The sequence below is a fragment of the Roseovarius sp. JB2-10 genome (genome assembly GCF_055693585.1).
Genome location: NZ_CM146337.1, coordinates 1239978 through 1265386 on the forward strand (window position 1 = coordinate 1239978; position 25409 = coordinate 1265386).

The 25409-nt window shown below is 56.4% G+C and carries 31 protein-coding genes and 2 pseudogenes; 14 read left to right on the forward strand and 19 right to left on the reverse strand.

Annotation, left to right across the window (positions count from 1 at the left end; all coding sequences use genetic code 11):
* Window positions 1–2 precede the first annotated feature (2 nt).
* Both ACZ1HJ_RS06170 and ACZ1HJ_RS06175 read right to left on the reverse strand, forming a co-directional pair.
* Window positions 3–401 (reverse strand): hypothetical protein, encoded by a 399-nt coding sequence (locus ACZ1HJ_RS06170; protein ID WP_472721439.1) that lies wholly within the window; start codon window positions 399–401, stop codon window positions 3–5.
* Window positions 402–464: 63 nt separating this feature from the next.
* A complete protein-coding gene (locus tag ACZ1HJ_RS06175; RefSeq protein WP_472721440.1) occupies window positions 465–1322 on the reverse strand; it encodes a bifunctional helix-turn-helix domain-containing protein/methylated-DNA--[protein]-cysteine S-methyltransferase in 858 nt (285 codons plus the stop codon).
* 92 nt (window positions 1323–1414) lie between these two features.
* Here ACZ1HJ_RS06175 and nth point away from each other — a divergent pair, with 92 nt between their 5' ends.
* Window positions 1415–2059, forward strand: coding sequence for an endonuclease III (gene nth / locus ACZ1HJ_RS06180; RefSeq protein WP_472721441.1), 645 nt, complete (start codon window positions 1415–1417; stop codon window positions 2057–2059).
* Window positions 2056–3041: pseudogene (locus tag ACZ1HJ_RS06185) on the forward strand (adenosine kinase). The gene nth and the pseudogene ACZ1HJ_RS06185 overlap by 4 nt, the downstream one beginning before the upstream one ends.
* Before the next feature lie 56 nt (window positions 3042–3097).
* Here the strand turns inward: ACZ1HJ_RS06185 and ACZ1HJ_RS06190 are convergent.
* The 8 genes and pseudogenes from ACZ1HJ_RS06190 to phnG all read right to left on the reverse strand — a co-directional run bounded on the left by ACZ1HJ_RS06190 (window position 3098) and on the right by phnG (window position 9353).
* On the reverse strand, window positions 3098–4240 hold the full coding sequence (locus ACZ1HJ_RS06190; protein ID WP_472721442.1) for an alpha-D-ribose 1-methylphosphonate 5-triphosphate diphosphatase: 1143 nt from the start codon (window positions 4238–4240) through the stop codon (window positions 3098–3100).
* Window positions 4237–4857 (reverse strand): phosphonate metabolism protein/1,5-bisphosphokinase (PRPP-forming) PhnN, encoded by a 621-nt coding sequence (phnN, locus tag ACZ1HJ_RS06195; RefSeq protein WP_472721443.1) that lies wholly within the window; start codon window positions 4855–4857, stop codon window positions 4237–4239. The genes ACZ1HJ_RS06190 and phnN overlap by 4 nt, the downstream gene beginning before the upstream one ends.
* Window positions 4854–5537 carry a phosphonate C-P lyase system protein PhnL gene (gene phnL / locus ACZ1HJ_RS06200; RefSeq protein WP_472721444.1) on the reverse strand — a complete coding sequence of 228 codons (684 nt, stop codon included), beginning with the start codon at window positions 5535–5537 and terminating at the stop codon, window positions 4854–4856. Before phnL ends, phnN begins: the two co-directional genes overlap by 4 nt.
* Window positions 5538–5541: 4 nt before the next feature.
* Window positions 5542–6315, reverse strand: coding sequence for a phosphonate C-P lyase system protein PhnK (gene phnK, locus ACZ1HJ_RS06205; RefSeq protein WP_472721445.1), 774 nt, complete (start codon window positions 6313–6315; stop codon window positions 5542–5544).
* Window positions 6312–7153, reverse strand: a pseudogene (locus ACZ1HJ_RS06210) (alpha-D-ribose 1-methylphosphonate 5-phosphate C-P-lyase PhnJ). Before ACZ1HJ_RS06210 ends, phnK begins: the two are co-directional and overlap by 4 nt.
* Window positions 7154–7225: 72 nt before the next feature.
* Window positions 7226–8341: a carbon-phosphorus lyase complex subunit gene (locus ACZ1HJ_RS06215; RefSeq protein WP_472721446.1), complete on the reverse strand. Its 1116-nt coding sequence runs from the start codon at window positions 8339–8341 to the stop codon at window positions 7226–7228.
* A complete protein-coding gene (phnH, locus tag ACZ1HJ_RS06220) occupies window positions 8341–8913 on the reverse strand; it encodes a phosphonate C-P lyase system protein PhnH (RefSeq protein WP_472721447.1) in 573 nt (190 codons plus the stop codon). Before phnH ends, ACZ1HJ_RS06215 begins: the two co-directional genes overlap by 1 nt.
* Entirely contained in the window at window positions 8910–9353 is a 444-nt protein-coding gene (gene phnG, locus ACZ1HJ_RS06225) for a phosphonate C-P lyase system protein PhnG (protein WP_472721448.1), read from the reverse strand. Before phnG ends, phnH begins: the two co-directional genes overlap by 4 nt.
* 115 nt (window positions 9354–9468) lie before the next feature.
* Between phnG and phnF the strand changes: the two genes are divergently transcribed.
* From phnF to ACZ1HJ_RS06260, 7 genes are all read left to right on the forward strand, one after another.
* Window positions 9469–10179: a phosphonate metabolism transcriptional regulator PhnF gene (gene phnF / locus ACZ1HJ_RS06230; RefSeq protein ID WP_472721449.1), complete on the forward strand. Its 711-nt coding sequence runs from the start codon at window positions 9469–9471 to the stop codon at window positions 10177–10179.
* Window positions 10180–10487: 308 nt separating this feature from the next.
* Window positions 10488–11180 (forward strand): 7-cyano-7-deazaguanine synthase QueC, encoded by a 693-nt coding sequence (queC, locus tag ACZ1HJ_RS06235; RefSeq protein WP_472721450.1) that lies wholly within the window; start codon window positions 10488–10490, stop codon window positions 11178–11180.
* Window positions 11180–11536 (forward strand): 6-carboxytetrahydropterin synthase QueD, encoded by a 357-nt coding sequence (gene queD / locus ACZ1HJ_RS06240; RefSeq protein WP_472721451.1) that lies wholly within the window; start codon window positions 11180–11182, stop codon window positions 11534–11536. Before queC ends, queD begins: the two co-directional genes overlap by 1 nt.
* Complete coding sequence (gene queE / locus ACZ1HJ_RS06245; RefSeq protein WP_472721452.1) at window positions 11533–12246, forward strand: 7-carboxy-7-deazaguanine synthase QueE; 714 nt, start codon at window positions 11533–11535, stop codon at window positions 12244–12246. The genes queD and queE overlap by 4 nt, the downstream gene beginning before the upstream one ends.
* Window positions 12247–12261: 15 nt before the next feature.
* Window positions 12262–12729: a preQ(1) synthase gene (gene queF / locus ACZ1HJ_RS06250; RefSeq protein ID WP_472721453.1), complete on the forward strand. Its 468-nt coding sequence runs from the start codon at window positions 12262–12264 to the stop codon at window positions 12727–12729.
* A gap of 89 nt (window positions 12730–12818) precedes the next feature.
* Complete coding sequence (locus ACZ1HJ_RS06255) at window positions 12819–13163, forward strand: DUF2794 domain-containing protein (RefSeq protein WP_472721454.1); 345 nt, start codon at window positions 12819–12821, stop codon at window positions 13161–13163.
* A gap of 3 nt (window positions 13164–13166) precedes the next feature.
* Window positions 13167–13601, forward strand: coding sequence for a hypothetical protein (locus ACZ1HJ_RS06260; protein WP_472721455.1), 435 nt, complete (start codon window positions 13167–13169; stop codon window positions 13599–13601).
* A gap of 6 nt (window positions 13602–13607) precedes the next feature.
* On the opposite strand, the gene ACZ1HJ_RS06265 is transcribed toward ACZ1HJ_RS06260, so the two are convergent.
* From ACZ1HJ_RS06265 to ACZ1HJ_RS06285, 5 genes are all read right to left on the reverse strand, one after another.
* Entirely contained in the window at window positions 13608–14456 is an 849-nt protein-coding gene (locus tag ACZ1HJ_RS06265; protein WP_472721456.1) for a class I SAM-dependent methyltransferase, read from the reverse strand.
* 5 nt (window positions 14457–14461) lie between these two features.
* Window positions 14462–15427 carry an agmatinase gene (gene speB / locus ACZ1HJ_RS06270; RefSeq protein ID WP_472721457.1) on the reverse strand — a complete coding sequence of 322 codons (966 nt, stop codon included), beginning with the start codon at window positions 15425–15427 and terminating at the stop codon, window positions 14462–14464.
* Entirely contained in the window at window positions 15424–16260 is an 837-nt protein-coding gene (locus tag ACZ1HJ_RS06275; protein WP_472721458.1) for a C40 family peptidase, read from the reverse strand. The genes speB and ACZ1HJ_RS06275 overlap by 4 nt, the downstream gene beginning before the upstream one ends.
* Entirely contained in the window at window positions 16257–17636 is a 1380-nt protein-coding gene (locus ACZ1HJ_RS06280) for a leucyl aminopeptidase family protein (protein ID WP_472721459.1), read from the reverse strand. The genes ACZ1HJ_RS06275 and ACZ1HJ_RS06280 overlap by 4 nt, the downstream gene beginning before the upstream one ends.
* Before the next feature lie 68 nt (window positions 17637–17704).
* Window positions 17705–18085, reverse strand: coding sequence for a hypothetical protein (locus ACZ1HJ_RS06285; protein WP_472721460.1), 381 nt, complete (start codon window positions 18083–18085; stop codon window positions 17705–17707).
* A 150-nt stretch (window positions 18086–18235) separates the two neighbouring features.
* Between ACZ1HJ_RS06285 and ACZ1HJ_RS06290 the strand changes: the two genes are divergently transcribed.
* Window positions 18236–18886 (forward strand): carbonic anhydrase, encoded by a 651-nt coding sequence (locus ACZ1HJ_RS06290; protein ID WP_472721461.1) that lies wholly within the window; start codon window positions 18236–18238, stop codon window positions 18884–18886.
* A 30-nt stretch (window positions 18887–18916) separates the two neighbouring features.
* Here ACZ1HJ_RS06290 and ACZ1HJ_RS06295 read toward each other — a convergent pair whose 3' ends face one another.
* Window positions 18917–19393: a DUF3576 domain-containing protein gene (locus ACZ1HJ_RS06295; protein WP_472721462.1), complete on the reverse strand. Its 477-nt coding sequence runs from the start codon at window positions 19391–19393 to the stop codon at window positions 18917–18919.
* A gap of 220 nt (window positions 19394–19613) precedes the next feature.
* Here ACZ1HJ_RS06295 and ACZ1HJ_RS06300 point away from each other — a divergent pair, with 220 nt between their 5' ends.
* Window positions 19614–20267, forward strand: coding sequence for a YggS family pyridoxal phosphate-dependent enzyme (locus ACZ1HJ_RS06300; protein ID WP_472721463.1), 654 nt, complete (start codon window positions 19614–19616; stop codon window positions 20265–20267).
* Window positions 20268–20273: 6 nt separating this feature from the next.
* Here ACZ1HJ_RS06300 and ACZ1HJ_RS06305 read toward each other — a convergent pair whose 3' ends face one another.
* On the reverse strand, window positions 20274–20999 hold the full coding sequence (locus tag ACZ1HJ_RS06305; protein WP_472722167.1) for a zinc-binding alcohol dehydrogenase family protein: 726 nt from the start codon (window positions 20997–20999) through the stop codon (window positions 20274–20276).
* Window positions 20903–21286 (reverse strand): alcohol dehydrogenase catalytic domain-containing protein, encoded by a 384-nt coding sequence (locus ACZ1HJ_RS06310; protein WP_472721464.1) that lies wholly within the window; start codon window positions 21284–21286, stop codon window positions 20903–20905. Before ACZ1HJ_RS06310 ends, ACZ1HJ_RS06305 begins: the two co-directional genes overlap by 97 nt.
* 241 nt (window positions 21287–21527) lie before the next feature.
* Between ACZ1HJ_RS06310 and ACZ1HJ_RS06315 the strand changes: the two genes are divergently transcribed.
* A complete protein-coding gene (locus tag ACZ1HJ_RS06315; protein ID WP_472721465.1) occupies window positions 21528–22544 on the forward strand; it encodes a LysR family transcriptional regulator in 1017 nt (338 codons plus the stop codon).
* Here the strand turns inward: ACZ1HJ_RS06315 and ACZ1HJ_RS06320 are convergent.
* The gene (locus tag ACZ1HJ_RS06320; RefSeq protein WP_472721466.1) at window positions 22427–22927 is read right to left on the reverse strand and encodes a L,D-transpeptidase family protein; all 501 of its coding nucleotides are present in this window, start codon (window positions 22925–22927) and stop codon (window positions 22427–22429) included. The genes ACZ1HJ_RS06315 and ACZ1HJ_RS06320 overlap by 118 nt on opposite strands.
* Window positions 22928–23202: 275 nt before the next feature.
* Here ACZ1HJ_RS06320 and rpsT point away from each other — a divergent pair, with 275 nt between their 5' ends.
* Together rpsT and dnaA are read left to right on the forward strand one after the other, a co-directional pair.
* The gene (gene rpsT, locus ACZ1HJ_RS06325; protein WP_472721467.1) at window positions 23203–23466 is read left to right on the forward strand and encodes a 30S ribosomal protein S20; all 264 of its coding nucleotides are present in this window, start codon (window positions 23203–23205) and stop codon (window positions 23464–23466) included.
* Window positions 23467–23966: 500 nt separating this feature from the next.
* The gene (gene dnaA / locus ACZ1HJ_RS06330) at window positions 23967–25319 is read left to right on the forward strand and encodes a chromosomal replication initiator protein DnaA (protein WP_472721468.1); all 1353 of its coding nucleotides are present in this window, start codon (window positions 23967–23969) and stop codon (window positions 25317–25319) included.
* Window positions 25320–25409: the final 90 nt, after the last annotated feature.

Sequence of the window (25409 nt, forward strand, 5' to 3'; positions counted from 1 at the left end):
GATCAGCGATCGCTCAGTATTTTGTAGCGCCCTTTGTGCAGCAACGCCGCAGAGGATGCAGACCCCGGCGCACGGCGACCAAGGCTTGCGGAGGACACTGTCACCTGATCTGCATCGGTCCAGTCTGCAGCACCAATCTGCGCACAGTGTATCAAAGCGTCGGCCAGATCGGGCACATACAATTCGCTGATGGGGCGGGTCGTGGAAATCCGGATCAATTGCTGGCCGTTGCTTTTGAGAAAAGCCGCGGTGAGGCGACCGTACTCGTAGGCCAATGCCTTGCTGCGATGCCCGGAAAACGCCAATGGCGCCCCTAAACGGAAGTCTTCGTAGCCATGCCGCCATGCGCGGGACCGTACCATGTCCCGTGCGCTGACCCAGTTATCATGGAACTGTGGCATGGCACTCTCCTCCGATGAGAAAATACCACAAATTGACCGCCGCGCCAACGCGGCCCCGTGCGGTCACGCATCCGCGCGTGCGCTCTCCCATGCCAGTATCGCGCGTTTGACGGGCAGCCCCCAGTGATACCCACCAAGCCCACCGGATTTGCGTAACGCCCGGTGGCAAGGGATCAGGAAACTGACCGGATTGCGACCCACAGCGGTCCCAACCGCCCGCACCGCACGGGGGCGGCCAATGGCCTGTGCAATCTCGGAATAGGTCGTGACCTGACCAGAAGGGATTGTCAGCAAGGCCTCCCAGACCTTGATCTGAAACGGCGCGCCAATCATGTAAAGCGGGATTTTTTCGGATATCTGCCCACCTGCACCATAGGCCTCCAGCACCCAGGGTCGCAGCATCATGGGATCTTCGACATAGTCCGCATCTGGCCAGCGACTGACCAAGTCTTCCATTGTGGCCTCTTCACCCGCTTCACTGGCATACCCTATGCCGCAAATGCCCTTCTCTGTGCCCATCACAAGGCTGAGCCCAAAGGGACTGTCGAACCATCCCCAATAGATTTTCAACCCCGCGCCTTTTCGGGCAAATTCGCCGGGGCTCATCGCTTCCCATCGCAAAAAGAGGTCATGCAACCGACCAGATCCGGATAGGCCCAACTCATGCGAGGTTTCCAATGTCGTGAACCTCTGTGCCAACAGCGATTTGGCATGCCCCAACGCCAGGTATTGTTGATATCTTTTTGGCGACACACCCACCCATGACGTAAACAACCGCTGAAAATGAGCGGGGCTCATATCCATTTCTGCGGCAAGTTCATTTAACGAAAGCGCCTCATCGGTATCGTCAATCAGATCAATGGCCCGGCGCATCACGTGGTAATGATAGCTTTGTTGTGGTTCGGCGTTCATCGCATTCATCCTTTGTCTCTTGGGATTGAATTTAACGATCCGGCGGGCCCCTTACGACCCGAATATTGCGCATTGCAGGATTTCCCGGCATAGGGGGTCTCATGGCAAAACAGCTCGACTATCATACGATCCGCGAAATTTTCACGCGCTTTCACGCGGCAGACGCAGAGCCCAAGGGTGAGCTCGAACATGTGAACGTTTATACACTTGTTGTCGCCGTGGCGCTGAGCGCGCAGGCAACGGATGCTGGCGTCAACAAGGCCACGCGCGTGCTGTTCAAGATCGCTGATACACCACAAAAAATGCTCGATTTGGGCCTCGAAGGGCTGACCGAGCACATCAAGACAATTGGTCTTTTTCGACAAAAAGCCAAGAATGTCATCAAGCTCAGCCAGATCCTGGTCGACGACTATGGCGGAGAGGTTCCGAATTCGCGTGCGGCGTTGCAATCCTTGCCCGGTGTGGGGCGCAAGACTGCCAATGTCGTTCTGAACATGTGGTGGGGGATGCCCACACAGGCCGTCGACACGCATATATTCCGAGTCGGCAACCGTACAGGTATCTGCCCTGGCAAAGACGTCGTGGCGGTTGAACGCGCGATCGAAGATGTCATTCCGGCAGATTTCCAGCATCATGCGCATCACTGGTTGATCCTGCATGGACGCTATCACTGCAAAGCTCGCAAACCGCTCTGCAGCACCTGCATCATCCGTGACCTATGTGAATTTGAGGACAAGAACCTATGACCAAGTACCAAACCGTCGGTATCGGCAATGCAGTTGTGGACGTCATCAGCCAGAGCGACGACGCTTTCCTTTCGACGCACGGCATCGACAAAGGTGTGATGCAACTGATCGAGACTGATCGTGCGGAATACCTCTATGCCCAGATGGAAAACCGTGCGCAGATGCCGGGCGGATCCGTGGCCAATACAATCGCTGGTCTGGGCGCAATGGGCCTCAGCACGGCCTTCATCGGGCGGGTCAGTGACGATGAACTGGGCCGTTACTACGCCTCCACCATGGCTGATGCTGGAACGGATTTCGTCAATGAGCCGGTGGCGGGTGGCGAATTGCCAACATCGCGGTCCATGATCTTTGTGTCGCCCGATGGTGAGCGATCAATGAACACCTACTTGGGCATTTCGACCGAATTGGATGCCGGTGACGTGGATGATACCGTGGCCGGGGGGCAGGGTTGTTGTTCCTCGAAGGCTATCTTTATGACAAACCCAAAGGCAAAGCGGCATTTACCGAAGCGGCGCGGGTCTGCCGGGCAGCAGGCGGTATGGCGGGCATTTCCCTCAGCGATCCGTTTTGCGTCGACCGACATCGTGATGACTTCAGGAAACTCGTGCGGGATCTGGATTATGTTCTGGGCAACGAGCATGAATGGAAATCGCTCTATCAGACCGATGATCTGGGTGCCGCACTGGAACAGGCCGCCACGGATAGTGGGTTGATCGTCTGCACCCGGTCGGGCCACGATGTGGTTGTGACGCGCGGCGATGAAAGCGTATCGGTTCCCGTTCAGGAAATTACGCCAGTCGACGCCACAGGTGCCGGGGATCAATTTGCCGCGGGCTTCCTCTATGGCATTGCCACGGATCAGCCACTTGATGTGTCGGGTCGTATGGGGTGCATTGCCGCGGCAGAGGTCATCAGTCACTACGGCGCGCGACCCGAGCGCAACGTCAAGGACCTATTCCGCGCCGAGGGTCTGATCTAGACCACAACGTCAGGTGCGCATCACGAGAAACATGCGGCTGTGAAAGACGGCTGGCGCTAGCACACGCGGTGCCCGCGTACCCAGGTTTCACGCAACACGGGCGTGCCCTCGATACGGGCGACACGGATCAGATCCGCGCGCGCTCCAATGCGCAATTCGCCCCGGTCATCGAGGCCACATGCGCCCGCCGGAACGCGTGTGACCGTAGATACCCCGCGCGGCAGGTCATCCCACAAATCCCCCAGCATAATCGCCGCAGCCAAAAGGGCGGATGGGACATAGTCAGACGACACGATATCCAGAAGGTTCAGTTCTGCCAATGCCGCGGCGGCGACGTTGCCCGAATGTGACCCGCCGCGGATCAGATTGGGCGCGCCCATGATTGTGAACAAGCCACACGCCTTGCTTTCACGGGCCGCTTCTTCGGTTGTGGGGAATTCGGCAAGCGTTGCACCGAGCGATCCGGAGTGTTTGACCTGTTGCGCCGTTGTGTCGTCATGACTGGCCAGCACTGCCCCCAGTCGCGTTGCCGCCTGCACGGCCGCTTGCTCATGACGGGCCCCCAGGCGGGCACTGAGCCTGCGCCGTTCGTCCACATGTTCATCAAATTCTGTGTCCGAAAACCCATATTTCCCGCGCACATATTCTTTGAGTTTCGAAAGGTCACGAAACTGGCGCTGACCGGGCGTGTGATCCATCAGGCTCAGAATTCGCACGCGGTCCTCGGGGCCAAACTCCGCAAGTTCCTCCAATAGCGTTTCCGAGCAAATTTCAGCCCGCAGATGAAGGAAATGGCTGATCTTCAGGGCATTCTTTTCGCGAAGGTCCAGGAGTTCAGTGGCCAATTGTCGTGCGTATTTTTTGTAACCACCCCTGCCGCCCGACACGATGGAACCCACACGCATCGCATCAAAAACCGTCGTGATGCCCGTACTTGCAAGTTCGGCGTCATGGGCGATCAATGCTGGGATATGTGGCCAGTTGGCCTTTGGTCGTGGCTGGATGTGACGTTCCACATTATCTGTGTGCAGCTCGACCAGCCCGGGCATCAGGATGTCACCATCCAGATCCTGCGCACCTGTCGGCACGCCCGTCCCTGACGCAATGTCTGATATTTCGCCGTCGCGCACGCTTAAACTGCCACGGATGACCTGATCCGGCAGAACCAAACTTGCATTGGCGAAAATTGTGGTCGTCACGTTTTAGGCCTTTCAATGGTGTTGATACTATTCACGGGATGATGACGCTCAATCGGGTCGCTGGTGATTTGTTCCTGCAATGCGTCAAGAAAACGCGCGATCCCGGTATCTAGTTGGCCACTGTTTTCCACATGGGTAAAGCGCAATCCGTCAGCAAGTGGATACTCGGCAGTGGCCAGACGACGCTGAATATCCTCAGCATCTTCCCGGCCTCGATGCGCCAGTCGTTGGGCAAGAATGTCCGGCGTGGCGGTAACCAGTATCGCGCGCAAATCCGGCGCGGTGGCCAACATATCGGGCACCGCGCGTCGCGAGCCGTTGAAGATCACATTCTTGCCCTGCGTGACATGATCCAGATGTGTCCGATCTATGCCGTAGCGCAAGCCATGAGCCCTCCAGTTGAAAAGAAACGCGCCTGCGGCCTCACGCCGGTCAAATTCGTCGTCATCCACTCCCGCGTGATCCTCGCCACCAGCATCCACGCGTCGCGTGATGACGCGTCGGGCGCGCACCAGATCCGGTCGAACACGACATGCAGCATCCATCAGCGCATCCTTACCCGCACCCGATGGTCCAAGGATGGCAATCAACCGACCCTGTCTGGCATCGTCTGTCATTGCGGTGGCTCCGGCGCAAACTGCGTCACATCTACAACGCGATCGCAGAGCCGGTCGCGGGCGGCGTCATCATGGAATATCCCGACGATGGCAGTGCCTTGGGCCTTGGCGTCTTCGATCATCGACAGTACCACTTCACGATTGTTCGCATCCAGACTTGCGGTCGGTTCATCCAACAGCAACGCAGGGTAGGCATAGGCAAAGCCGCGTGCGATATTGACCCGTTGTTGTTCTCCGCCCGAGAACGTGGTGGGTGAAAGTGACCAGAGTGTTTTGGGTATGTTGAGATGCGTCAACAAGGTTTGGGCGCGTTCGCGTGCTGCGATTGATGGCATGCCAGTGGCCAAGAGCGGTTCGGCGACCACATCCACGGTCGGCACGCGCGGCACAACGCGCAAAAACTGGCTGACATATCCCAATACGGTGCGCCGCAAGGCAAGGATATCGCGTGGCGCTGCCTTGGCGACATCGACACCGCCCACATTGATGTGGCCCGATTGGCTTAGGTAGTTGCCATAAATCATACGTATCAGCGTTGACTTGCCGGACCCGGACGCACCGGTCAGCGCCACACACTCACCTGGAGCGACATCAAGCTTCGCACCTTCCATCACAGTAATCACCGCGCTGTTCTGGTTGTGCAGGGTGAAGGATTTTGAAAGATTTTCTATATGTATCATCGCGTTATACCTGCAACACGGAGGACACGAGCAACTGAGTGTAGGGCTGTTGCGGGTCATCAAGCACTTGATCGGTCAGCCCGGTCTCGATCACGTCGCCGTCTTTCATGACCATCAACCTGTCTGCCAAAAGCCGCACCACGGCCAAATCATGCGTTACCAGAATGACCGACAATCCCATGTCGCGCACCAATTCCCGCAATAGATCCAATAGCCGGGCCTGAACGCTGACATCCAGCCCGCCGGTAGGTTCATCCATGAAAACCAGGCGGGGCCCTGTCACCAGATTGCGGGCAATCTGTAATCTCTGCTGCATACCGCCGGAAAAGGCGGAGGGCCTGTCATCGATTCTATCGTCGGAAATTTCGACCCGGCCCAACCAGTCTGAGGCAGCGGCGCGGATGTCACCATAATGGCGGGCACCGACCGACATCAGCCTTTCGCCCACGTTGCCGCCGGCGCTGACGCCCATACGCAACCCATCGCGTGGATTTTGATGCACAAAGGCCCAATCGGTCCGCCCAAGCATTCGGCGTTCAGGCTCGCTCATTGTTACGGTGTCGCGCATATCTCCGGTGCGCATGCTGTAGTGAACCGAACCATTGTCAGGCACCAGTTGCCCTGCCAAACAATTCAGCAAGGTCGATTTACCGGAGCCGGATTCGCCCACGATCCCCATCACCTCGCCGGGGTAAAGCTCAAAACTGACGTCCCGGCAGCCAATCCGTTTGCCGTAGCGTTTTTCGATGCCTTGTACGGAAAGCAGAGGGCCAGTCATGCGGTTCCCCCGCTCGCTTGGTCTGTACGTTTCTGGCAATAATCAGTGTCCGAACAGACGAACATCCGCCCCCCGGCGTCATCGACGATCACCTCGTCCAGGTAACTGTCTTCAGCGCCGCAAATTGCACAGGGATGATTGGCCTTGGAGGGATCAAAAGGATGATCCTCGAAATCCAGACTGACGACGCGCGAATAGGGCGGCAGCGCATAAATGCGTTGTTCCCGACCGGCGCCAAACAACTGAATCGCGTCCATTTCCATCTTGGGATTGTCAAATTTCGGGATTGGAGACGGGTCCATCACATAGCGTCGCTCGACTTTGACCGGATAAGCATAGGCGGTTGCGATGTTCCCGTGTTGGGCAATGTCTTCGTACAATTTCACGTGCATCAGACCGTATTCTTCCAGCGCATGCATCTTGCGTGTCTCGGTTTCGCGCGGTTCCAGAAATCGCAGGGGTTCCGGGATTGGCACCTGGTAGACCAGGATCTGATCGTCGCGCAGCGGTTCTTCAGGAATTCGGTGGCGGGTCTGGATAACACTTGCGGCAGCGGTGCTTTCTGTAACCGCCACATCGGCCGTTTTTTCAAAAACCGGCGGATTGATACGGCGTTTGTCGTGTCGTCAGCCCCCTGATCGATCACTTTCAATTTGTCTTCTGGCGTCAGGATTGAGGCAGTGACCTGCACGCCCCCGGTCCCCCAACCGTAGGGCATAGGCATCTCGCGACTGGCGAACGGAACCTGATAGCCCGGAATGGCAATACCCTTCAGGATCGCGCGCCGGATCATCCGTTTGGTCTGCTCGTCCAGATAGGCGAAATTATAGTCCTGCATTTCTGTCACAAGCGTGCCTCCCTCTTCCGAAGGTTCGGCAAAAAGACTTTGCGCGCCCCGAAACACTGCAAGTCATTCGGCGACCTCCGCCTCGGCGGCCTCTGATACTGCGGCTTTCGACGTCGCGGCAAGCGCCTCGGCCCGTATCTTGCGAATAAGCTCGAGCTCTGACTGAAAATCCACGTAATGCGGCAGTTTGATATGCTCCAGAAAACCGGTCGCCTGAATGTTATCGGCGTGGCTGAGCACGAACTCTTCGTCTTGTGCCGGGGCACTGGCATCATCCTCACCCAGCTCTTTCCACCGTAGCGCACGATCAACCAATGCCATCGAAATCGCTTTGCGTTCCGTTTGGCCAAAAACAAGTCCGTAGCCCCGGGTAAATTGCGGAGGTTCGGATTTCGAGCCCTTGAATTGATTGACGGTTTCGCATTCCGTTAGGGTCACTTTTCCAATTTCAATGGCAAATCCGAGTTCCGGGATGTCCATTTCAACTGCGACAGAACCGATGCGCAACTCTCCCACAAACGCATGATTGCGCGCATAGCCCCGTTGTGTGGAATATGCGAGACCCAACAGGAACCCTTCATCCCCGCGCGTCAACGACTGTAAACGCAAGGCGCGATTGGCCGGTAATTCCAACGGCTCGCGTGTCAGATCAGGAGGCTCCGCATCGTCCGCCATTTCCTCTTGAATCAAGCCATCGCGGTTCAAAAACCCTGTCACATGCGGGATATTTGCCATGTCCGCTGGTGTTTCGGGTGCTGCGGGTACCTCACTTTCGGCGGCCAGTTTGAAGTCCAGCAAACGGTGCGTGTAATCGAATGTGGGGCCCAGGATTTGCCCGCCGGGAACATCCTTGAACGTGGCAGATATCCTGCGTTCGCACAGCATGTTGGCTGTTTCGACTGGTCTGGACGCACCAAAGCGTGGCAGAGTTGTGCGATAAGCGCGGATCAAAAAGATGGCTTCAATCAGATCGCCGCGCGACTGTTTGATCGCCAGAGCAGCCAGATCCGGATCGTAAAGTGATCCTTCTGCCATGACCCGGTTCACGGCCAGCGAAAGCTGCTCACGGATTTGCGCAATAGAAAGCTCCGCAACGCTTGTGTCGCCGCGCCGCTCTTCGGCCAACCACGCATGTGCGTTGTCGATCGCGCGTTCGCCCCCTTTGACGGCCACATACATCAGCGATCCTCGACTTTGGTGGAACGGGGCAGTGCGGCAAGATCCGCACCGCAAGTGAAGTAAAAATCTAAGCCACAGGGAAAGAGCATGTTGTTTAGCTGGAACGCCTCAATCTCGGGCAAGGACAGATGCGCGCGATCCTGAATGCCAGGGCCGGACAGTACCGCGCCCGTGTTTGAAAGCGCATCCACTTCAACGACGATGGTGGCAGATCGGTCTGGGTACACGGCACTGCCCGTTGGGTATGCGTTCAGCGGCAAAAGGGCACGCCATGTTCCGATGGCGAAATCTGCGGTTTTTGGATCACCGGTGATCGGCGCACCAGTGTGGAAGGTGACCCAATCGCGGATAGACTGGTTGTCATGCACTCCGGTCAGATAAATCGGGGTTTGTGTGTCACAAAGCGTCAGCACCACAGTGCCAGCCGCAGTCGACAGCGGAGATGGTGGCGTTGCGCCAGATACACTTTCAATTGTTCCGGGTCGTGCCATTGTGTTGAGACAAACGCGAAACGCGAACGCTGCATCATGTGAGGGTTCCGAAAAGCCACCTTCCAGAGGTGCTGTGGTCATGCGTTCTCTCCTCGGACCAGTGTGAAAAAATCAACCTTGGTCGCCGCGGCCTTGGCGGCGCGGGCCGATCGCCGTGCGTCTTCTTCGGCTTTCAATGCATCCAGAAACCCTGTTCGAATCCGGGCTGCCAAGTCTGTCTGTAAACACGCATCTGCCAAGGCAGCGATTTCAGCGTGGCGTTTGCTGCGACCTTGGACATAGCCGTGTCCAACGCTGTTGCATCCGGTCAGGCGCAGGCTTGATCTGGTGACAGTCATTTCACCCAGATTAAACGCGGCCCCCGTTCCTCCGGTACGCCCTTGCACCATCACGCCGCCTGTTTCAGGTTTGCGCAACCACGCGAATTCCGGTGCCAAATTCAGGCTTTCCCACAGCGAAATTACCCGCGCTGCAGGCGCGCGCGCCATTAAACCCATCCATGCCTGGCGGTCCTGAGCCATGACTAGACACCTTCTGAATTTGTCTATTATACTATACAACTAGACAAATTAATGCGCTATTCACGATCAAAGAGCAAGGGCGCGTTTGGAATAAACGGTCACGGTTGGGGCAGGTATGGCACGTAATTCGATTTGGAAAGTGATTGCGGCGACACTGACCGCGGAAATTGGTGATGGTCAGTATCGACCCGGTGATAAACTCCCGACCGAGGCAGCTTTGTCCGCCCGCTTTGGCGTTAATCGTCATACAGTGCGGCGCGCAATTGGGGCGCTGTCTGATGCAGGGCTGACCCATTCGCAACGCGGTGCTGGTGTTTTTGTAACGGCCAAACCTACGAACTACCCTCTGGGGCGCAGGGTTCGGTTTCATCAGAACCTCGAGGCCGCCGGGCAAACTGCGGAAAAACAAATTCTGCGTCGGGAAATCCGCACGGCCAACACGCGTGAGGCAGAAGCTCTAAAGCTGCCTGAACACTCTCGGGTGTGTGTGTACGAATCCCTCTCATTGGCAGATGGGGCGCCGATTGCAGTGTCACGCGCTGTTTTTCCGGCGGATCGATTTCCCGACATTCTGACCCACCTCGAACAGGTGACGTCGGTGACCGAAGCATTGCGCAAGTCTGGCCTTGCCGATTACACGCGCTCGTCCACACGGCTGACGGCAAAACTCGCGACCCCGACGCAAGCCAAGCACCTGCGCATCGCCGAAGGTGCACCGATTTTGCGGACAATCAGTATCAACATCGACCCGGCGGGTACGCCGGTAGAATACGGGCACACGTGGTTCGCCGGCGACAGAGTTACGCTGAGTGTCGTGCCGGAGTGACCCGGTCTGATGATGACATGTCCTGCGTTCGCATCTGAATTGTCCATCCGAAATTCCGTGGCACGGATGGCGCCGGTTTGTAAAATCCTCATGCCGGGTTTGTAACTGCTATTTTCTAGTATCGGGTCTCCACCCAAGGACCGGAAGACCGGATCAGACACTCAGCGTAAGCAAACGCAAAACCCGCATTCAAGACATTGCGTGCAGTTGCTGTTTGCCTTTCGTCGAGAGATTGTCTAGACGCGCTCTGTTCGCAGTTGCGGATGCCGGTCGCAGCCTACCCGGCTTTTAAAACAAGGACCAAAACGATGAAGACGCTTGTTATCTGCTCTGGCGGATTAGATTCCGTTTCGCTGGCCCATATGGTCGCGGCGGAAAACGAATTGCTTGGCCTTGTCTCCTTCGACTACGGCCAGCGCCACCGGAAAGAGGTGACGTTTGCGGCGCTTGCAGCAGAGCGTTTGGGCGTGCCGCATGATCTGATCGACATGAGCCATATCGGTCGATACCTCAGTGGATCCGCGTTGACCGACGATCTGGATGTGCCTGATGGGCATTATGCCGAAGACACAATGAAAGTGACTGTTGTGCCCAACCGGAATGCCATCATGTTGGCTGTGGCCTTTGGTATGGCGGCGGCCAAAGGCGCAGATGCGGTGGCCGCGGCTGTGCATGGGGGCGACCATTTCATTTACCCCGATTGCCGGCCGGATTTCATCGAGGCCTTTCAGGCGATGCAGGACAAGGCATTGGATGGTTATGCCAAAGTCACGCTTTATACGCCCTTCGTTCACATTCCCAAATCGCAAATCGTGACCGTCGGACACAAATTTAACACGCCATTTGCAGATACGTGGTCCTGTTACAAAGGCGGTGATTTGCATTGCGGGCGTTGTGGAACCTGTGTTGAAAGACGCGAGGCGTTCGACATCGCCGGCGTTCCGGATCCAACGGTCTATGCCGACCCCGAGTTCTGGAAATCAGCGGTGGGGGACGCGTAATGTTTCGGATCACCAAGGAATTCCACTTTTCGGCCAGCCACCAACTGTGCCACCTGCCCGATGACCATCCCTGTGCGCGGATGCACGGGCATAACTACATTGTCGAGGTCGAACTCAGCGCCGAACGCCTCGATGATAACGGCTTTGTTCTGGATTATCGCGAACTGTCTCCGTTGAAGCGATATATTGATGATGAATTGGACCACCGTCACCTGAACGATGTCTTTGGTCACGACATGGTCACCTCTGAACGGCTGGCGCAGGACATCTATGATTGGTGCCGCAGCAGATGGGGTCAGGTGACGGCTGTCCGTGTCTCGGAAACGCCTAAAACCTGGGCGGAATATCGGCCGTGACCCGGTTGCGCATCACGGAAATTTTTGGTCCGACCATCCAGGGGGAAGGCTCAGTCATTGGCGTGCCCACGGTTTTTGTGCGCGCAGGCGGGTGCGATTATCGCTGTACTTGGTGTGACAGCTTGCATGCCGTTGACCCGATCCATCGCAGCGAATGGACCCCAATGACCGTGGATGAGATCATGTCCCAAGTGCGAACCCTTTCGGGAGGCGCGCCGCTGACAGTGTCATTGTCAGGTGGTAACCCTGCCATTCAGGATTTTGCACCGCTCATCCAACGTGGACACGCCGAGGGCTTTGGCTTTGTGATGGAGACCCAAGGTTCGGTTGCGCGCGATTGGTTTCGGGATCTGGATACCTTGATCCTAAGTCCTAAACCGCCATCATCAGGTGAAACCGTAGACTGGCGCGCATTTGACGCGTGCCTGAAGCACGCTGATGAGGCGGAGACGGTTTTGAAAATCGTCGTGTTCGATGAACAGGATTACCAATGGGCGCGTGATGTGGCGGGACGATACCCAAACCTGCCACTCTACCTGCAGCCGGGCAATCACACGCCGCCGACGGCTTCTGGTGACGATCTGGATATGAACGGGATCATGAACCGATATGAGTGGTTGATCGAACGCACATTGAATGACCAATGGTTTATCCCCCGCATCCTGCCGCAGCTGCATGTTCTGCTTTGGGGCAACAAGCGCGGTGTCTAACGAAAGGAACGCATGATGTCCGATCAGGATATTTATAAAAACCTCACGCAATTGGGCGGTAAAACAGAATTGCCGAACTCGCCCGAAGAAGCGGTGATGGAAAAGGTGCCGAACCCGCAAGCCGATACGGATTACGCCGTGCGTTTCACGGCGCCCGAGTTTACGTCGCTTTGCCCCATGACGGGACAACCAGATTTTGCGCATATCGTGATTGATTACATCCCCGGCGATTGGCTCGTCGAAAGCAAATCACTCAAGCTGTTTCTGGGCTCGTTCCGAAACCATGGGGCGTTCCACGAGGATTGCACCGTGACCATCGGCAAACGTCTTGTTGATTTGCTGGCGCCCAAATGGTTGCGTGTTGGAGGCTATTGGTATCCACGCGGTGGCATCCCCATCGACATCTTTTTCCAAACCGGCGAACAACCTTCAAATGTCTGGATCCCCGAGCAAGGCGTACCGACTTATCGAGGGCGCGGGTAACACCCATGGCCGGGGTGGCGATGATGCTTGCGCGTTTGCTAAATCCAAAAACGCTTGATTAACCTGCAAATTGGCGCAAGGCTGTCGCAATGAGCTATCAGTCATTAACCCCCTTTCCGGGGCCGCGCGACACCAAGCAGGTGGCCTTTCACCGAACCGAACTATCCGTCATTCTGTCTCTCTATGGCCGCATGGTCGCGGCGGGTGAATGGCGCGACTACGGTATTTCTTCACTGCGGGATGTCGCCGTCTTCTCGGTCTTTCGCCGAACAGCGGAAACGCCGCTCTACCGGATCGAAAAACGCCCGAAACTGCGCCTGCGGCAGGGTGAATACGCTGTTATTGGCCCCGAGGGTCAGATTTTGAAACGTGGGTCCGATCTGAAAACAGTTTTGCGGGTTCTCGAACGCAAACTGATTAGAGTTGTAGACTGATTTATGCGTAGCGCTTTTTGTGTCCTCGCGGCCCTTCTGCCAGGTGCGGCAATGGCCAATCCCTGCCCGGCGTTGCACAACATTCTGGCGCAGGCGGAAGCCGGGTTCCCAGGCGGTGCATCATCCCTGATTCAACCAGACGCTGGAAAGTGCACGCTTTCGCAAAATCAGAACGGTGCTCAGACATATCTTTGCTACTGGGAATTTCCGTATCGGGACAATGCCGCAATCAAACGGTTTACCGTGCTGGACGACCAACTCAAAACCTGTTTTCCATCGGCCGCGCCGTTGCCAGAGGACACTATTGTAAACCATCCGGATTCTTATGATCTCAGACGCTATCGCGAAGGCAACACCGTGGTCTCCGCATCGCTCAAAGACAAAGCCGGGTTGGCGCAGAGCCTTGTTTTCTTGCGTGTGGAACAGACGGCGGATTGATCAACTTCAGCGCTGTGTTGCTCGTACCAGATTGAGGCACGCGGGAACATGTATCCCGCTTTTTGTCGAAAAGCTGGCAAGGCGCTCCGCCACCAGAGACTCGACCCTTTCAATGTCTTCTTCGGTGCCTTCGCGATCCGAGATAATGCGCGACGCCGGGCCGACACGCGTTGCAAATGAGGCGATGTCTGCAAGGGAACCCATGGGTGTCAGCGACAATTTGATTTCGGTTACCTGCACGTTTTGCCAACCTGCATTGCGCAACAGCGTTTCCACATAATCGCGATCGTCAAATGCCATGGGGCCGGGTGCGCGCGGATCAGATGGGGCGGGCTGGCCTACAACCTCGACGGCCGCTTGCGCGGGCGTGCTGAACCACGGATTCGCGGTCAATCGGGACCACGCCATAAATACCAATTCTCCACCGGGTTTGACGGCGCGCCTTATATTGTGAAATGCCGCCTCTGGCTCTTCAAAAAACATCACGCCGAAACGGGATAGTACCATGTCAAAATGCGCGGGTTCGAAGGGATATGTCTGCGCATCGCCGGAAACAAACGTGACATTGTCGATCCCGGCTTCACGCGTTCGGTGTTCAGCAAGCTCCAGCAGAATGTCCGAGATGTCCGCCCCAGTCACATGACCTGCGGAGCCGACCAAACCCGCCGTCGCCATCGTGCTGGCACCGGTGCCACATCCAATGTCCAATACACGTGCCCCGGCGCTTGGGCTGGCTTCCGCCAGTAATCTGTCCAGCACCGGTTGCAAAAGCGTATCCAACTGTACCTGACAATCCACCCATTGCTGGGCTGAACGCCAATAGTTTGATTGAAATGCTTGCGGGTCTTCGGACATGTATGTCACGCGTTATTTTGCATCGCCATGATGCACAGAATTTCGAACATGACCGACACGCCGAGAAACGCAGTGCCACCACTTGCATCGAAGGGCGGTGACACCTCCACCATATCGGCGCCAACGATTTTGAGGCCCTGCAGTTCCCGACACACTTGCAGCGCTTGATAACTGTTTGGACCGCCCACTTCGGGCGTGCCCGTGCCCGGTGCGAATGTAGGGTCGATGAAATCGATGTCGTAGCTTACATAAGTTTTGGCATCCCCGGCAATCTCGCGCGCCTCCGCCATGACGTCCTCAACGCCGCGGGCATGGAATTCCTCGATCAGGATGAGGCGAATACCATTGGCTTTGGCAAAGTCGCGATCTTCCGTATCGTACATGGTTCCGCGAATACCGATCTGGACGATCCGTTTGGGGTCCAGCAGGCCTTCTTCCACGGCGCGTCTGAAAGGCGTGCCGTGGGTATACATTGTGCCACCGAAATACGAATGAAAGAGATCCGTATGGCTGTCAAAATGCACCATCCCCATAGCGCCATGTGTCTTGGCCAACGAACGCAGTACAGGAAGTGAAGTGAGGTGATCACCGCCCGCGGTCAGCGGTACAATATCAGCCGCCAGAACCTGATCATAAAAAGCGGTGATCCGTTCCATACTATCGATAATGTCGGCCGGATTGGGGCCCACGTCGCCCAGATCGGCACAATTGGCCGCCTCAAACGGGCGCGTTCCCGATACAGCGTGTTGCGCGCGCATCATTGTCGATGCATCGCGCAATTGGCGTGGCCCGTGACGCGGGCCGGGTCGATTGGTGGTGCCGCTGTCCCATGGCACGCCGATCAGGCCAATCTGCACATCATCATACCGATCATGACCATGGGGTACATATGGCAAGCGCATGAAGGTCGGAACACCGGCAAAACGCGGTAAATCAAAGCCCGAAACAGGGTGAAAAAACGGGTCGCTCATGAAGGTCCTCCCAGACGTTTTCGTGCGGTCACCGGGCCATCGCCCAGCGCTTGTATTCTGTCGATGGCATCCTGTAACCGTTCAAATGCCACGGCCATATGAAATGCATTTGCGTGCAAAATCGTATCTGCGTCCGCCACCCAAGCGACATGTCCTTTCCAGAAAAGCAAATCTCCCCGGCGCAGGGTTGCATCGTCCGGTAAGGCGTGACCAAGCGAGGTCTCCTGCATATCGCTATCGCCCGGGCAAGGTATGCCGCATGCCAAACACGCGGCCTGCACCAATCCGGAGCAGTCTATGCCAAAGCCCGAATTTCCGCCCCAAAGATAGGGCGTGCCCAGGTAAATTTCTGCCACGGCAACGGGGTCCAGTGCGGTGGTTCGTAACGGCGACAAATGTACCTTGGGTACAAAACCATTCGGGGTTTCGGCAAATCTGCCAGCGTCTTGGCTCACGCGCAGTTGGCTCATATGGCTCAACGCGGATATCTCATGCGCTTTGAAATTCGGTTCCGGGTAGAGATGTGTGCTCCGGGCGTGCACCCAATGGGTTGGCGTTTCGGGTTCTCCTAAAAGACTACTTTGCAGATAGCCGACATACCCATCCCGTTTGAGTTGAACAAAGGACCAACCTTCGTGGCTTTCAAATTCGGTCACCACTTCACCGCTCACAACCTGGCGGTCCCGTTTGCCATGCGGCGCGTTCAACAGATCCGCGACGGGCGCGGTTACACGACGCGCCGCCCCCGCTGTAAATTGCGGCACCTCAACGGTACCGCGTAGGTGATCCGCGGCAACGCGATCATTGGCAGGGGTTAATCGGCGGTCTGTCACAGGCCCAACACATCCGGAAGTGCCTCAAGAAGTGCGCGGGCACCCATGCCAACGCCGCCTTTTGGCCGGGCAGGTGCGGCGGACGGGCTCCAGCCATAGATGTCAAAATGCGCGTAAGGACTGTCACCCGCAAAGCGACGCAGAAACAGCGCGGCCGTGATGGATCCGGCAAAGCCACCTTTGGGCGCGTTATCCAGATCGGCAATGCCGGGTTCGATCATCGCCTCGTAGGGCGTGTGAAAAGGCAGCCGCCAGACAGGATCAGCAACCTTTTTCGCCGCATCCTCCAGCGCACTCACCATGGCATCGCTATCGGTGTAATAGGGCGCGAGGTCAGGACCGACCGCCACACGTGCGGCACCGGTTAGGGTCGCCATCGAAATCATAAGATCGGGTTTGGCTTCGGCGCCGAGGGCCAGGGCATCTGCCAAAACCAATCGTCCCTCGGCATCGGTGTTGTTGATCTCAACTGTCATACCATTGCGCGCCGTCAGGATATCGCCGGGCCGATAGGCATTGCTGCTAACCGAGTTTTCGACTGCAGGGATCAACACACGCAATTGCACGGGCAGATTTAGCCCCATGATCATATGGGCAAGCCCCAGCACGGTTGCGGCACCACCCATGTCCTTTTTCATCAGCCCCATGCTGCCACCGGGTTTGAGGTTGAGGCCGCCAGTATCGAAACACACGCCTTTGCCCACCAGCGTCAGCGTGGGGCCCGTCGTACCCCAGGTCATATCAATCAACCGCGGCGCCCGGTCAGACGCGCGCCCAACCGTGTGGATCATAGGGAAATTTTGCTCCAACAGGTCGGCGCCTGCGATCACATTTATCGAAGCATCATGTTGGGTCGCCAAATCCTGGCATGCCGCTTCAAGCTCTGCAGGACCCATGTGGAAGGCTGGCGTGTTGATCAGATCTCGCGTCAGTGCTTCGCCGGCCGCGATCACTTCGACCCGCTTCGCATCACATCCATCTGGTGGTACCAGTCGCGCCTTGGCCGGTTTTTGATCGCGGTATCGATCAAACGCGTACCCTGTCAGCAACCAACCCAGAGCTTCTTGTTCGATGTGTGCCGGGTCAAGACCGCGCAGTTCATAGTTCCCTTCAGGCAAACTCGCCGCGACACTGGCCAAATGAAACCGCCCACGTGCCCGTGCGGCTTCTGTTCCATAGCCAGCCAGTGCCATTGCAATGCTGCCATCGGTACCCGGGATAACCAAACTGCTGCCAAGACTTGCTGAGAAGCCGTTGGCCTGAACCCATGATGCCACATCATCTGTTTGTCTTTTCAGCCAATCCTCCAGGCCATCGCTTTCGATCACATGGAGTGGGCAGACATCTACCGCTTCAGTGGAGAATTCTAAGGACATCGCGACGGGCTTTCTAAGCGGGGTTTTTCTGTACCCAGCCTATCGCTCTGACCAACAGCTTCAAGACATCAAATTGAGAGGTCCTGCAATTCCCATATTTCTGACAGAGAGCGTTCGCCTATCCGCAACAACCGCGCCATGGTGGCCGAAAGTGCGATATTCTCACCCGCGTCGATACAAATTGTGACGTCCAGTGCCACTTGCGCCAGAAGACTCATGCCGATTTGCTCGGAAATAGCCACCAGGCTACGGGCGCTTTTGCGCATTTCATGATGCCGCATCTCGCGATAGCACCGTTCCGTATGTGACAGCCGTGCTGCCAATTCTTCCAAGGCACGGCACACAACGTCCTCGGCACCCGCCTCGCCCAACTGGCTGTAAAGCTCTTCCAGCCGGTCGGGATTAAGCCGCACCACTTCGTTTTGTCTCAATAAGGTTACGTGTTCCACAATCTCACCTAAGCATTTCTGCCCCCATAGTGGAGATGACTATGGGGCTCAGTTCTTCCGAATTTGTTGAGGTGCGAAGCTTTTCTCTCTCGAAATCTCGTCAAATTACGAGTATCTCGCGCTTTGTCAGACGATAAAGCGGAAGAAACGATGAAGAATGCCAAACCACTGCCCGGTTACCTGATACAGCGTTTTCATGGTTGGAAGGCCACGGCATATGCCGAAAACCAAGCCTGGTATCGAAGATTGGCCGAATCCGGACAACATCCTAGAGCAATGGTGATCTCCTGCTGTGACAGCCGTGTGCATGTCACGTCTGTTTTCGGCGCAGATCAGGGCGAATTCTTTTTGCACCGCAATATTGCCAACCTCGTCCCGCCCTATGTGAGTGATGGTGCGCAGCACGGCACGTCAGCCGCAGTCGAATACGCCGTTCAGGCGTTGAAGGTCGCGCATGTTATCGTGCTGGGCCATTCAAACTGTGGTGGGGTCAAAGGTTGCCACGATATGTGTTCTGGGGTTGCGCCGGAACTGGAAGAAAAATCTTCGTTCGTTGGTCGGTGGATGGATATTCTGCGCCCCGGATACGAACGTGTAAAAGAAATTGCCGATCCCGAGGAGAGAACTAAGGCGCTGGAAAAAGAAGCGGTTCTGGTGTCGCTGGAAAACCTCATGACCTTTCCGTTTGTGAAAGAGGCGGTCGATGGCGGCAAGCTGTCATTACACGGCCTGTGGCACGACATCGGCGAAGGCGGGATCGAGCAATACACGGTTGAAACGGGCGCGTTCACGCCAGTTTGACCCTATTATTCTCGGAGTTTCGAAAAAGGCTTAGAATTTACCTGCGCTGATCCGCAACTGACGGGCCCGTGCCAGGATTGCATCTTCGACGGCGCGCTGAGTTGCGTCGCTGACCGGGCCGCGCTGCGTTTGCAATGACACTTTGAGCGATCGCGCATCCAAAGCCGGGTCGCTGATCAACACAGTCGCACGATACGCCTGACCACCGCCGGGCGGACGACCATAGCCGGTTGAAATTACGCCCGTGAACGGATCCGCAGCCTGAATCGGCAGGAAGTTGAGCACATCAAGCGATGCATTCCACAAAAACCGGTTCACTTTCACTTCTGACGCGCCGGCGCCGCGGAAGGCATCAAACAATCCGCCCTTCGCAGGTGGTCTCTTCTCGCGGCCGGAAGGAACGCCGGTATCTTCATCTACTTTGGCGTTTTTGAACCCACCGCACGAGGCGACCATCAAAACACAGGCCAGCGCAAGGCCGATTTTCTTCAAACGCACGTGGATCATTTTACCATCCGGAATTGTTTCTTTACTCTAGTAGCCAACGCAGGACAGTCGAGCAAGGTGTTAACTGCACTGAGCACGGGCCAGCGGGGGCAAAGCGCAGTGGAGGCGCACCAAAAGAACGGTGAGCCGCAGATTTCGCCAAACATCGATTGCATCTGCGGTGCTTGGCGTTTTATCCCTGACGTAACCGCAAGACGTAACCCTGAAAGAGGCCCCTGCCGTGAGCTTGTCTGACATCACAGCACGTATTCACAAAGCTGCAAGTGCCGCTGATCGTGATCCCGCAGATGTGACGCTGATCGCCGTATCCAAAGTGCAGCCAAATGAACGCGTGGCGCATGTTTTGCAGGAAGGTCACAGATGTTTTGGCGAAAACCGGGTGCAGGAAGCCGCGGGTAAATGGCCTGATTTCAGCGAGCAGTTTGAGGGCGTAGATCTTCACCTGATTGGCCCGCTGCAGACCAACAAGGCGCGCCAGGCCTTCGAGCTGTTTCAGACCATTCATTCCGTCGATCGGCCAAAATTGGCCAAGATAATTGCACGGCTCGCCGAGGAAACCGGCCACTGCCCAGACGTATTTTTGCAGGTCAATACCGGGGAAGAGGCGCAAAAGGCGGGCGCCTTGCCGGCCGATGCTGACGCGTTTGTGGCGGACTGCCGTGCCATGGATTTACCGGTCAAAGGGCTGATGTGCATTCCGCCCGTGGATGAAGAGCCAAGTCTGCATTTTGCCCTGCTGGCCAAAATTGCCGAACGAAACGGTCTGACGGGTCTGTCGATGGGGATGAGCAGTGATTTTGAAACTGCCATCGCCCTGGGCGCTACCCACATTCGGGTGGGAAGCGCCATTTTTGGGGCCCGTGACTACGGCTAGGCTGGCTCAGAATCCCTCAACCACAATCTTACCCTTGGCGGTACCGGCCTCGATCATCGCATGGGCTGCGCGCAGATTTTCCGCGTTGATCGGACTCAGGACCTGATCCAGCGTGGTGCGGATGCGGCCTGCGTCGATCTCTGCCGCCACATGGTTCAGCAGATCATGTTGTTCGACCATATCGGGTGTTTCAAATTTTGCCCGTGCAAACATGAATTCCCAATGCAGGCTGGCGGCCTTGGTCTTCATCCCTGCCATCGGCATCGGCAGATCTGTGTCATCAATGGTCACTATTCCACCCTGGGGGCGGATCAATTCAACGGCCGTTTCCCAATGGCGCATGTCATTGAAAATGGCGATGTGATCGACGTGTTGGAATCCAAGCGCACGCACTTGTGCCACCATATCTTCGCGGTGGTTGACCACGTGGTCTGCCCCCAATTCAGTGACCCATGCCGTGGTTTCCGGGCGGGAAGCCGTGGCAATGACAATCAGCCCGGCCGCCTTGGCCAACTGGATGCCAATGGAGCCCACGCCACCCCCGGCACCGATGATGAGCACCGTTTCGCCAGCGTTTGCACCATTTCTATCAATTTCAAGGCGGTCAAAGAATGCCTCATAGGCGGTGATCGTGGTCAACGGAAGGGCGGCGGCTTCGGCAAAATTGAGCGACGCAGGTTTGCTCCCGACAATCCGTTCATCACCAGCTGAAACTCTGCGTTGGACCCCGATCGCGTGATATCGCCCGCATAATAGACCGCATCACCCGGTTTGAAGAGCGTGACATCTTGCCCGACGGCGTCAACCACGCCGCTTGCATCCCACCCCAAAACTCTGGGCGGGTCCTCGACCGTATCACCGCCGCCACGACGCACTTTGGTATCTACGGGGTTCACCGAGATCGCCCGCACAGCGACCCGCAAATCCCGGCCCGTGGGTTCGGGTTTGGGCAGATCGACATCTTTGAACGCATTTGTGTCTTTGATCGGCAAGTAATGGGTGAGTGCGACAGCTTTCATCTTCAATTCTTTCAATGTGACATGCGATTTGGAGTCAGTTCGCGGAACCAAATTTTCTCAAACATACCAACCGTGACCGACATGAAGCCGCGTAGATGGCCGTATTGACCGGAATGCTTCCTGTGATTGTCAGCTTTTGCATCAAACGGCCTCCTGCACGCGCGATTACACCATAGATAGCTGCTTGCTTTGGTCGGATAAACGGGCATGATACGGAATCATAATCCGGATTTACCGTATAATGCTGCTTGACAATTTGGCGCTATTCAATGTCATCGTGGAGAAAGGAAGCCTGGCCGCCGCCGGGCGCGAAGTGGGTCTTTCCTCAACCACTGTCTCCGAGCGTCTTTCAGCGCTTGAGGCACATTTTGGTGTTGTTCTGCTCAATCGCACGACACGGGCAATAAGCTTGACCGAAGAGGGACGACAATTGCTGGATGGGGCGCGTCATGTGTTGGATGAAGTCGCCGATCTGGATGCTCGCATACGCCATGGCGCAGAGACGCTATCTGGACCGATCCGCATGAGCGCCCCAAGTGATATTGGCCGCACGGTTGTCTCTGATGAGGTCGCCCTCTTCCTTCGGGATCATCCGTCGATCTCTATCGATCTGCATTTGTCCGATGGCTATGTGGACATTGTAGGACAGGGTATCGATATTGCGTTGCGCCTAGGGGTTATTACCGACAGCAGTCTGCGGGTCCGCCCGCTGGAACATCGCCGCCGCTTGCTTTGCGCGGCTCCGTCCTATCTCAGCCGCCATAAGGCACCTGCGGCACCTGTTGATTTGCTGGATCACAATTGCCTTGTCATGCGGTTTGGCACGACATTGGACAATGTTTGGACATTCGGACCCGATGCGACGAAGCAAGTGATCACGGTCAGTGGCGACAGGGTTGCAAACGATGGTGCTCTGGTGCGGCAATGGGTTTTGGCAGGCGATGGCATCGCCCTGAAATCAGAGCTGGACGTGGCAACGGATATCAAAGCTGGGCGTCTGATTGAGCTTTTGCCGCGATTTGCGCAACCTGCATTACCATTTCAGATGCTGTTTCCGCCCAGCCGTGCCCAGCCCCGGCGGGTGCAGGCATTGGCAGATCGGTTGGCCCAACGATTCAAAAACCGTAACGCGCTCACCGATCACCGTTTGCAGATGATCAGGCGGCTTTCCGGGGTCAGCCGCCGTGCAATCCAGCGCAGATCTGCCCGGCGAAATGCGACGCAGCCTTCTGTCGGAAACCCAGGTCGTCGCCATTGATGAATAAAGATACAGGATCCCCGCCCCGGCACTGATTTGGGCCAGTTCCAATCGGTCACGATGATCAAATCGTACAAGGGGTCCGCTCGGCGCAAAACCTCATGACTATAAGGATAAGGAGCCCTGACCATCAGATTATAGTCTTCATGACCTACATCATCTGACCACAAATCCCGCGGTTTAATGGGGAGTGCCCATCCCACGGGGCGCGCCATGCGATCCGGCCGGTAGAGCATGCCGACAATATGGTGCACGCCTTCTGGCGTCCCCTGATCCCCTTCACGTTTGTCACTTCGAATGCCACCGCGGCCGATCGTGCAGGGAAATCGGCGACCCAGAAAGCGCAGACCGGTTGGGGTGAGAACAAGATCGTGGGATTTCATGGTCTCAGACTGCCCCAGTCCCGGACGCAAGGAAAGTGGGATTTGCAGGGCCAATCTGTCGCCAAGACGTCACCGCTGTGGCAGGAGGTGTTCAGACATGGTTTGCGGACGACCTGTTTTGGGTTGGCAACTGCAGCAAATATGCCTATAGACCGCCCGATACATGCGCGTGATGCCCGCTTAGGCAAGAATCAATCCCGAGAGATCGGGGCCCGGTTCGGGGTATCGCACACGCATCGCAACAGACACTGAACCAGATCAAGGGTTAGATTCACATGGCCAACACGGCACAGTCAAAAAAACGGGCACGTCAGAACGAAAAGCGTTTTGCGGTCAACAAAGCGCGCCGGTCGCGCATTCGTACACACTTGCGTAAAGTTGAAGAGGCAATCGCTTCTGGTGACAAAGATGCCGCACTGTCTGCGCTACGAGCCGCTCAACCCGAGCTTATGCGTGGCGTCACAAAGGGCGTCTTCCACAAGAACACGGCATCGCGCAAAATTTCTCGCCTCTCGGCACGTGTGAAGGCCTTAGGCTGAACAAGGCCCGCTAAGGTATTGAACAAAAAAGGCGCTGTATCATCCAGCGCCTTTCTTAACTTCCGGCCTTAAATACAAAGCAACAGATTCTTTTTGCTGAAACGCGTTGTCAAGAAAGAAGAGTAGTTGCCGGACTGCGTATGAGCTTGCTAGTTTCGACAGGCGATTCACGCTTGGGGGGACAGGCTGCTAGCGAATCCGGACCATCCTATGGGGATAGGATTGGCGGATTTGAACGGGGGTTTCCCCGGCCATGTCTTACAGGTTTGTGCCGCGACACAGAACATTCGTGCAAGGCTGCATTTTGTAAATGCAGAACACACCAATTGTGATGGTCGTCTGGTGCATTTTAAGTCCGATCCATGGGCTTTCCACCGGTTGCTGCGGGCAATTGGACAGGAAAGGTCTGTGTCGAACTTGTCCAGCGGAATCGTGGAGCGGCGGAGGTCGGGGAGTACCTGCGCAAAACTGACAGGTAAACGCGTTTGAGGCGGGGAAGTATGACACAAGACCAATGGGGCGAACTCAAAAAAGAATTACTGAAATCGGTCGGGACAAATAACTACAAGAATTGGATCGAGCCGCTTGAACTGGAAAATGTCACCGACGGCGTGGCGACTTTCACGGTGCCGACAAGTTTTCTGGGAAACTATGTGTCGCACAATTTCGGCGATCTGATCCTCTATCAGATGAACACGCTGTCGCCGTCCATTCGCCGCATTAAATTCCGCGCCGCCGCAAACTCCGTCTCGAAACCAACGGCACCGGCGCGCACGACACAGCACGTACCGGCAACATCCGTCGACGGGTTTATGCCTGCGGCACCTCTCGATGACCGGTTTACCTTTGATACGTTCGTGGTTGGCAAACCCAACGAACTCGCCCACGCCGCGGCCAAGCGCGTGGCTGAAGGGGGCCCTGTCACCTTCAACCCGCTCTTTCTGTACGGCGGCGTGGGCCTTGGTAAAACCCACCTGATGCACGCCATCGCCTGGGAGCTTCAGGCCCGCCGCCCCGACTTGAATGTCGTCTATCTGTCGGCGGAGCAATTCATGTACCGGTTTGTTCAGGCCTTGCGGGATCGCAAGATGATGGATTTCAAACAGGTCTTCCGCTCGGTCGATGTGCTGATGGTCGATGACGTGCAATTCATCGCGGGTAAAGACAGCACGCAAGAGGAATTTTTCCACACTTTCAATGCCTTGGTGGATCAGAACAAGCAAATCATCATTTCTGCTGATCGCGCACCCGGTGAGATCGAGAACCTGGAAAACCGGATCAAGTCGCGTTTGCAGTGTGGGCTGGTTGTGGACCTGCACCCAACGGATTACGAACTGCGCCTTGGCATTTTGCAATCCAAGGCCGAGCTTTTTGGCGCGCAGTATCCAAACCTACACATGAACCAAGGTGTATTGGAGTTTTTGGCGCACCGGATCAGCACCAATGTGCGCGTCCTCGAAGGCGCGATGACCCGGCTCTATGCGTTTGCATCGCTGGTTGGTCATCAGATCACGCTGGAACTCACACAGGACTGTCTGGCTGATGTGCTGCGCGCCTCCGAGCGCAAGATTTCGATCGAAGAGATCCAACGCAAGGTTTCGGATCACTACAATATACGCCTCAGCGACATGATCGGCCCCAAACGCGTGCGCAACTTTGCCCGTCCACGTCAGGTGGCGATGTATCTCTGTAAGCAGATGACCAGCCGTTCGCTTCCAGAAATCGGCCGGTGCTTTGGCGGGCGCGACCACACCACCGTGATGCACGGGGTCAAACGCATCGAGGAGCTACGCGCTCAGGATGGGCAAATCGCCGAAGACCTCGAATTACTGCGGCGCACACTGGAAAGCTGAGTCCTTTTCACAACGGTTTCCCTGTCCAAGCAACGCTTTGGGCAGGGTGCCCTTGACCCTCCGGGGAATACAGCGGAAAACGCAATAAAA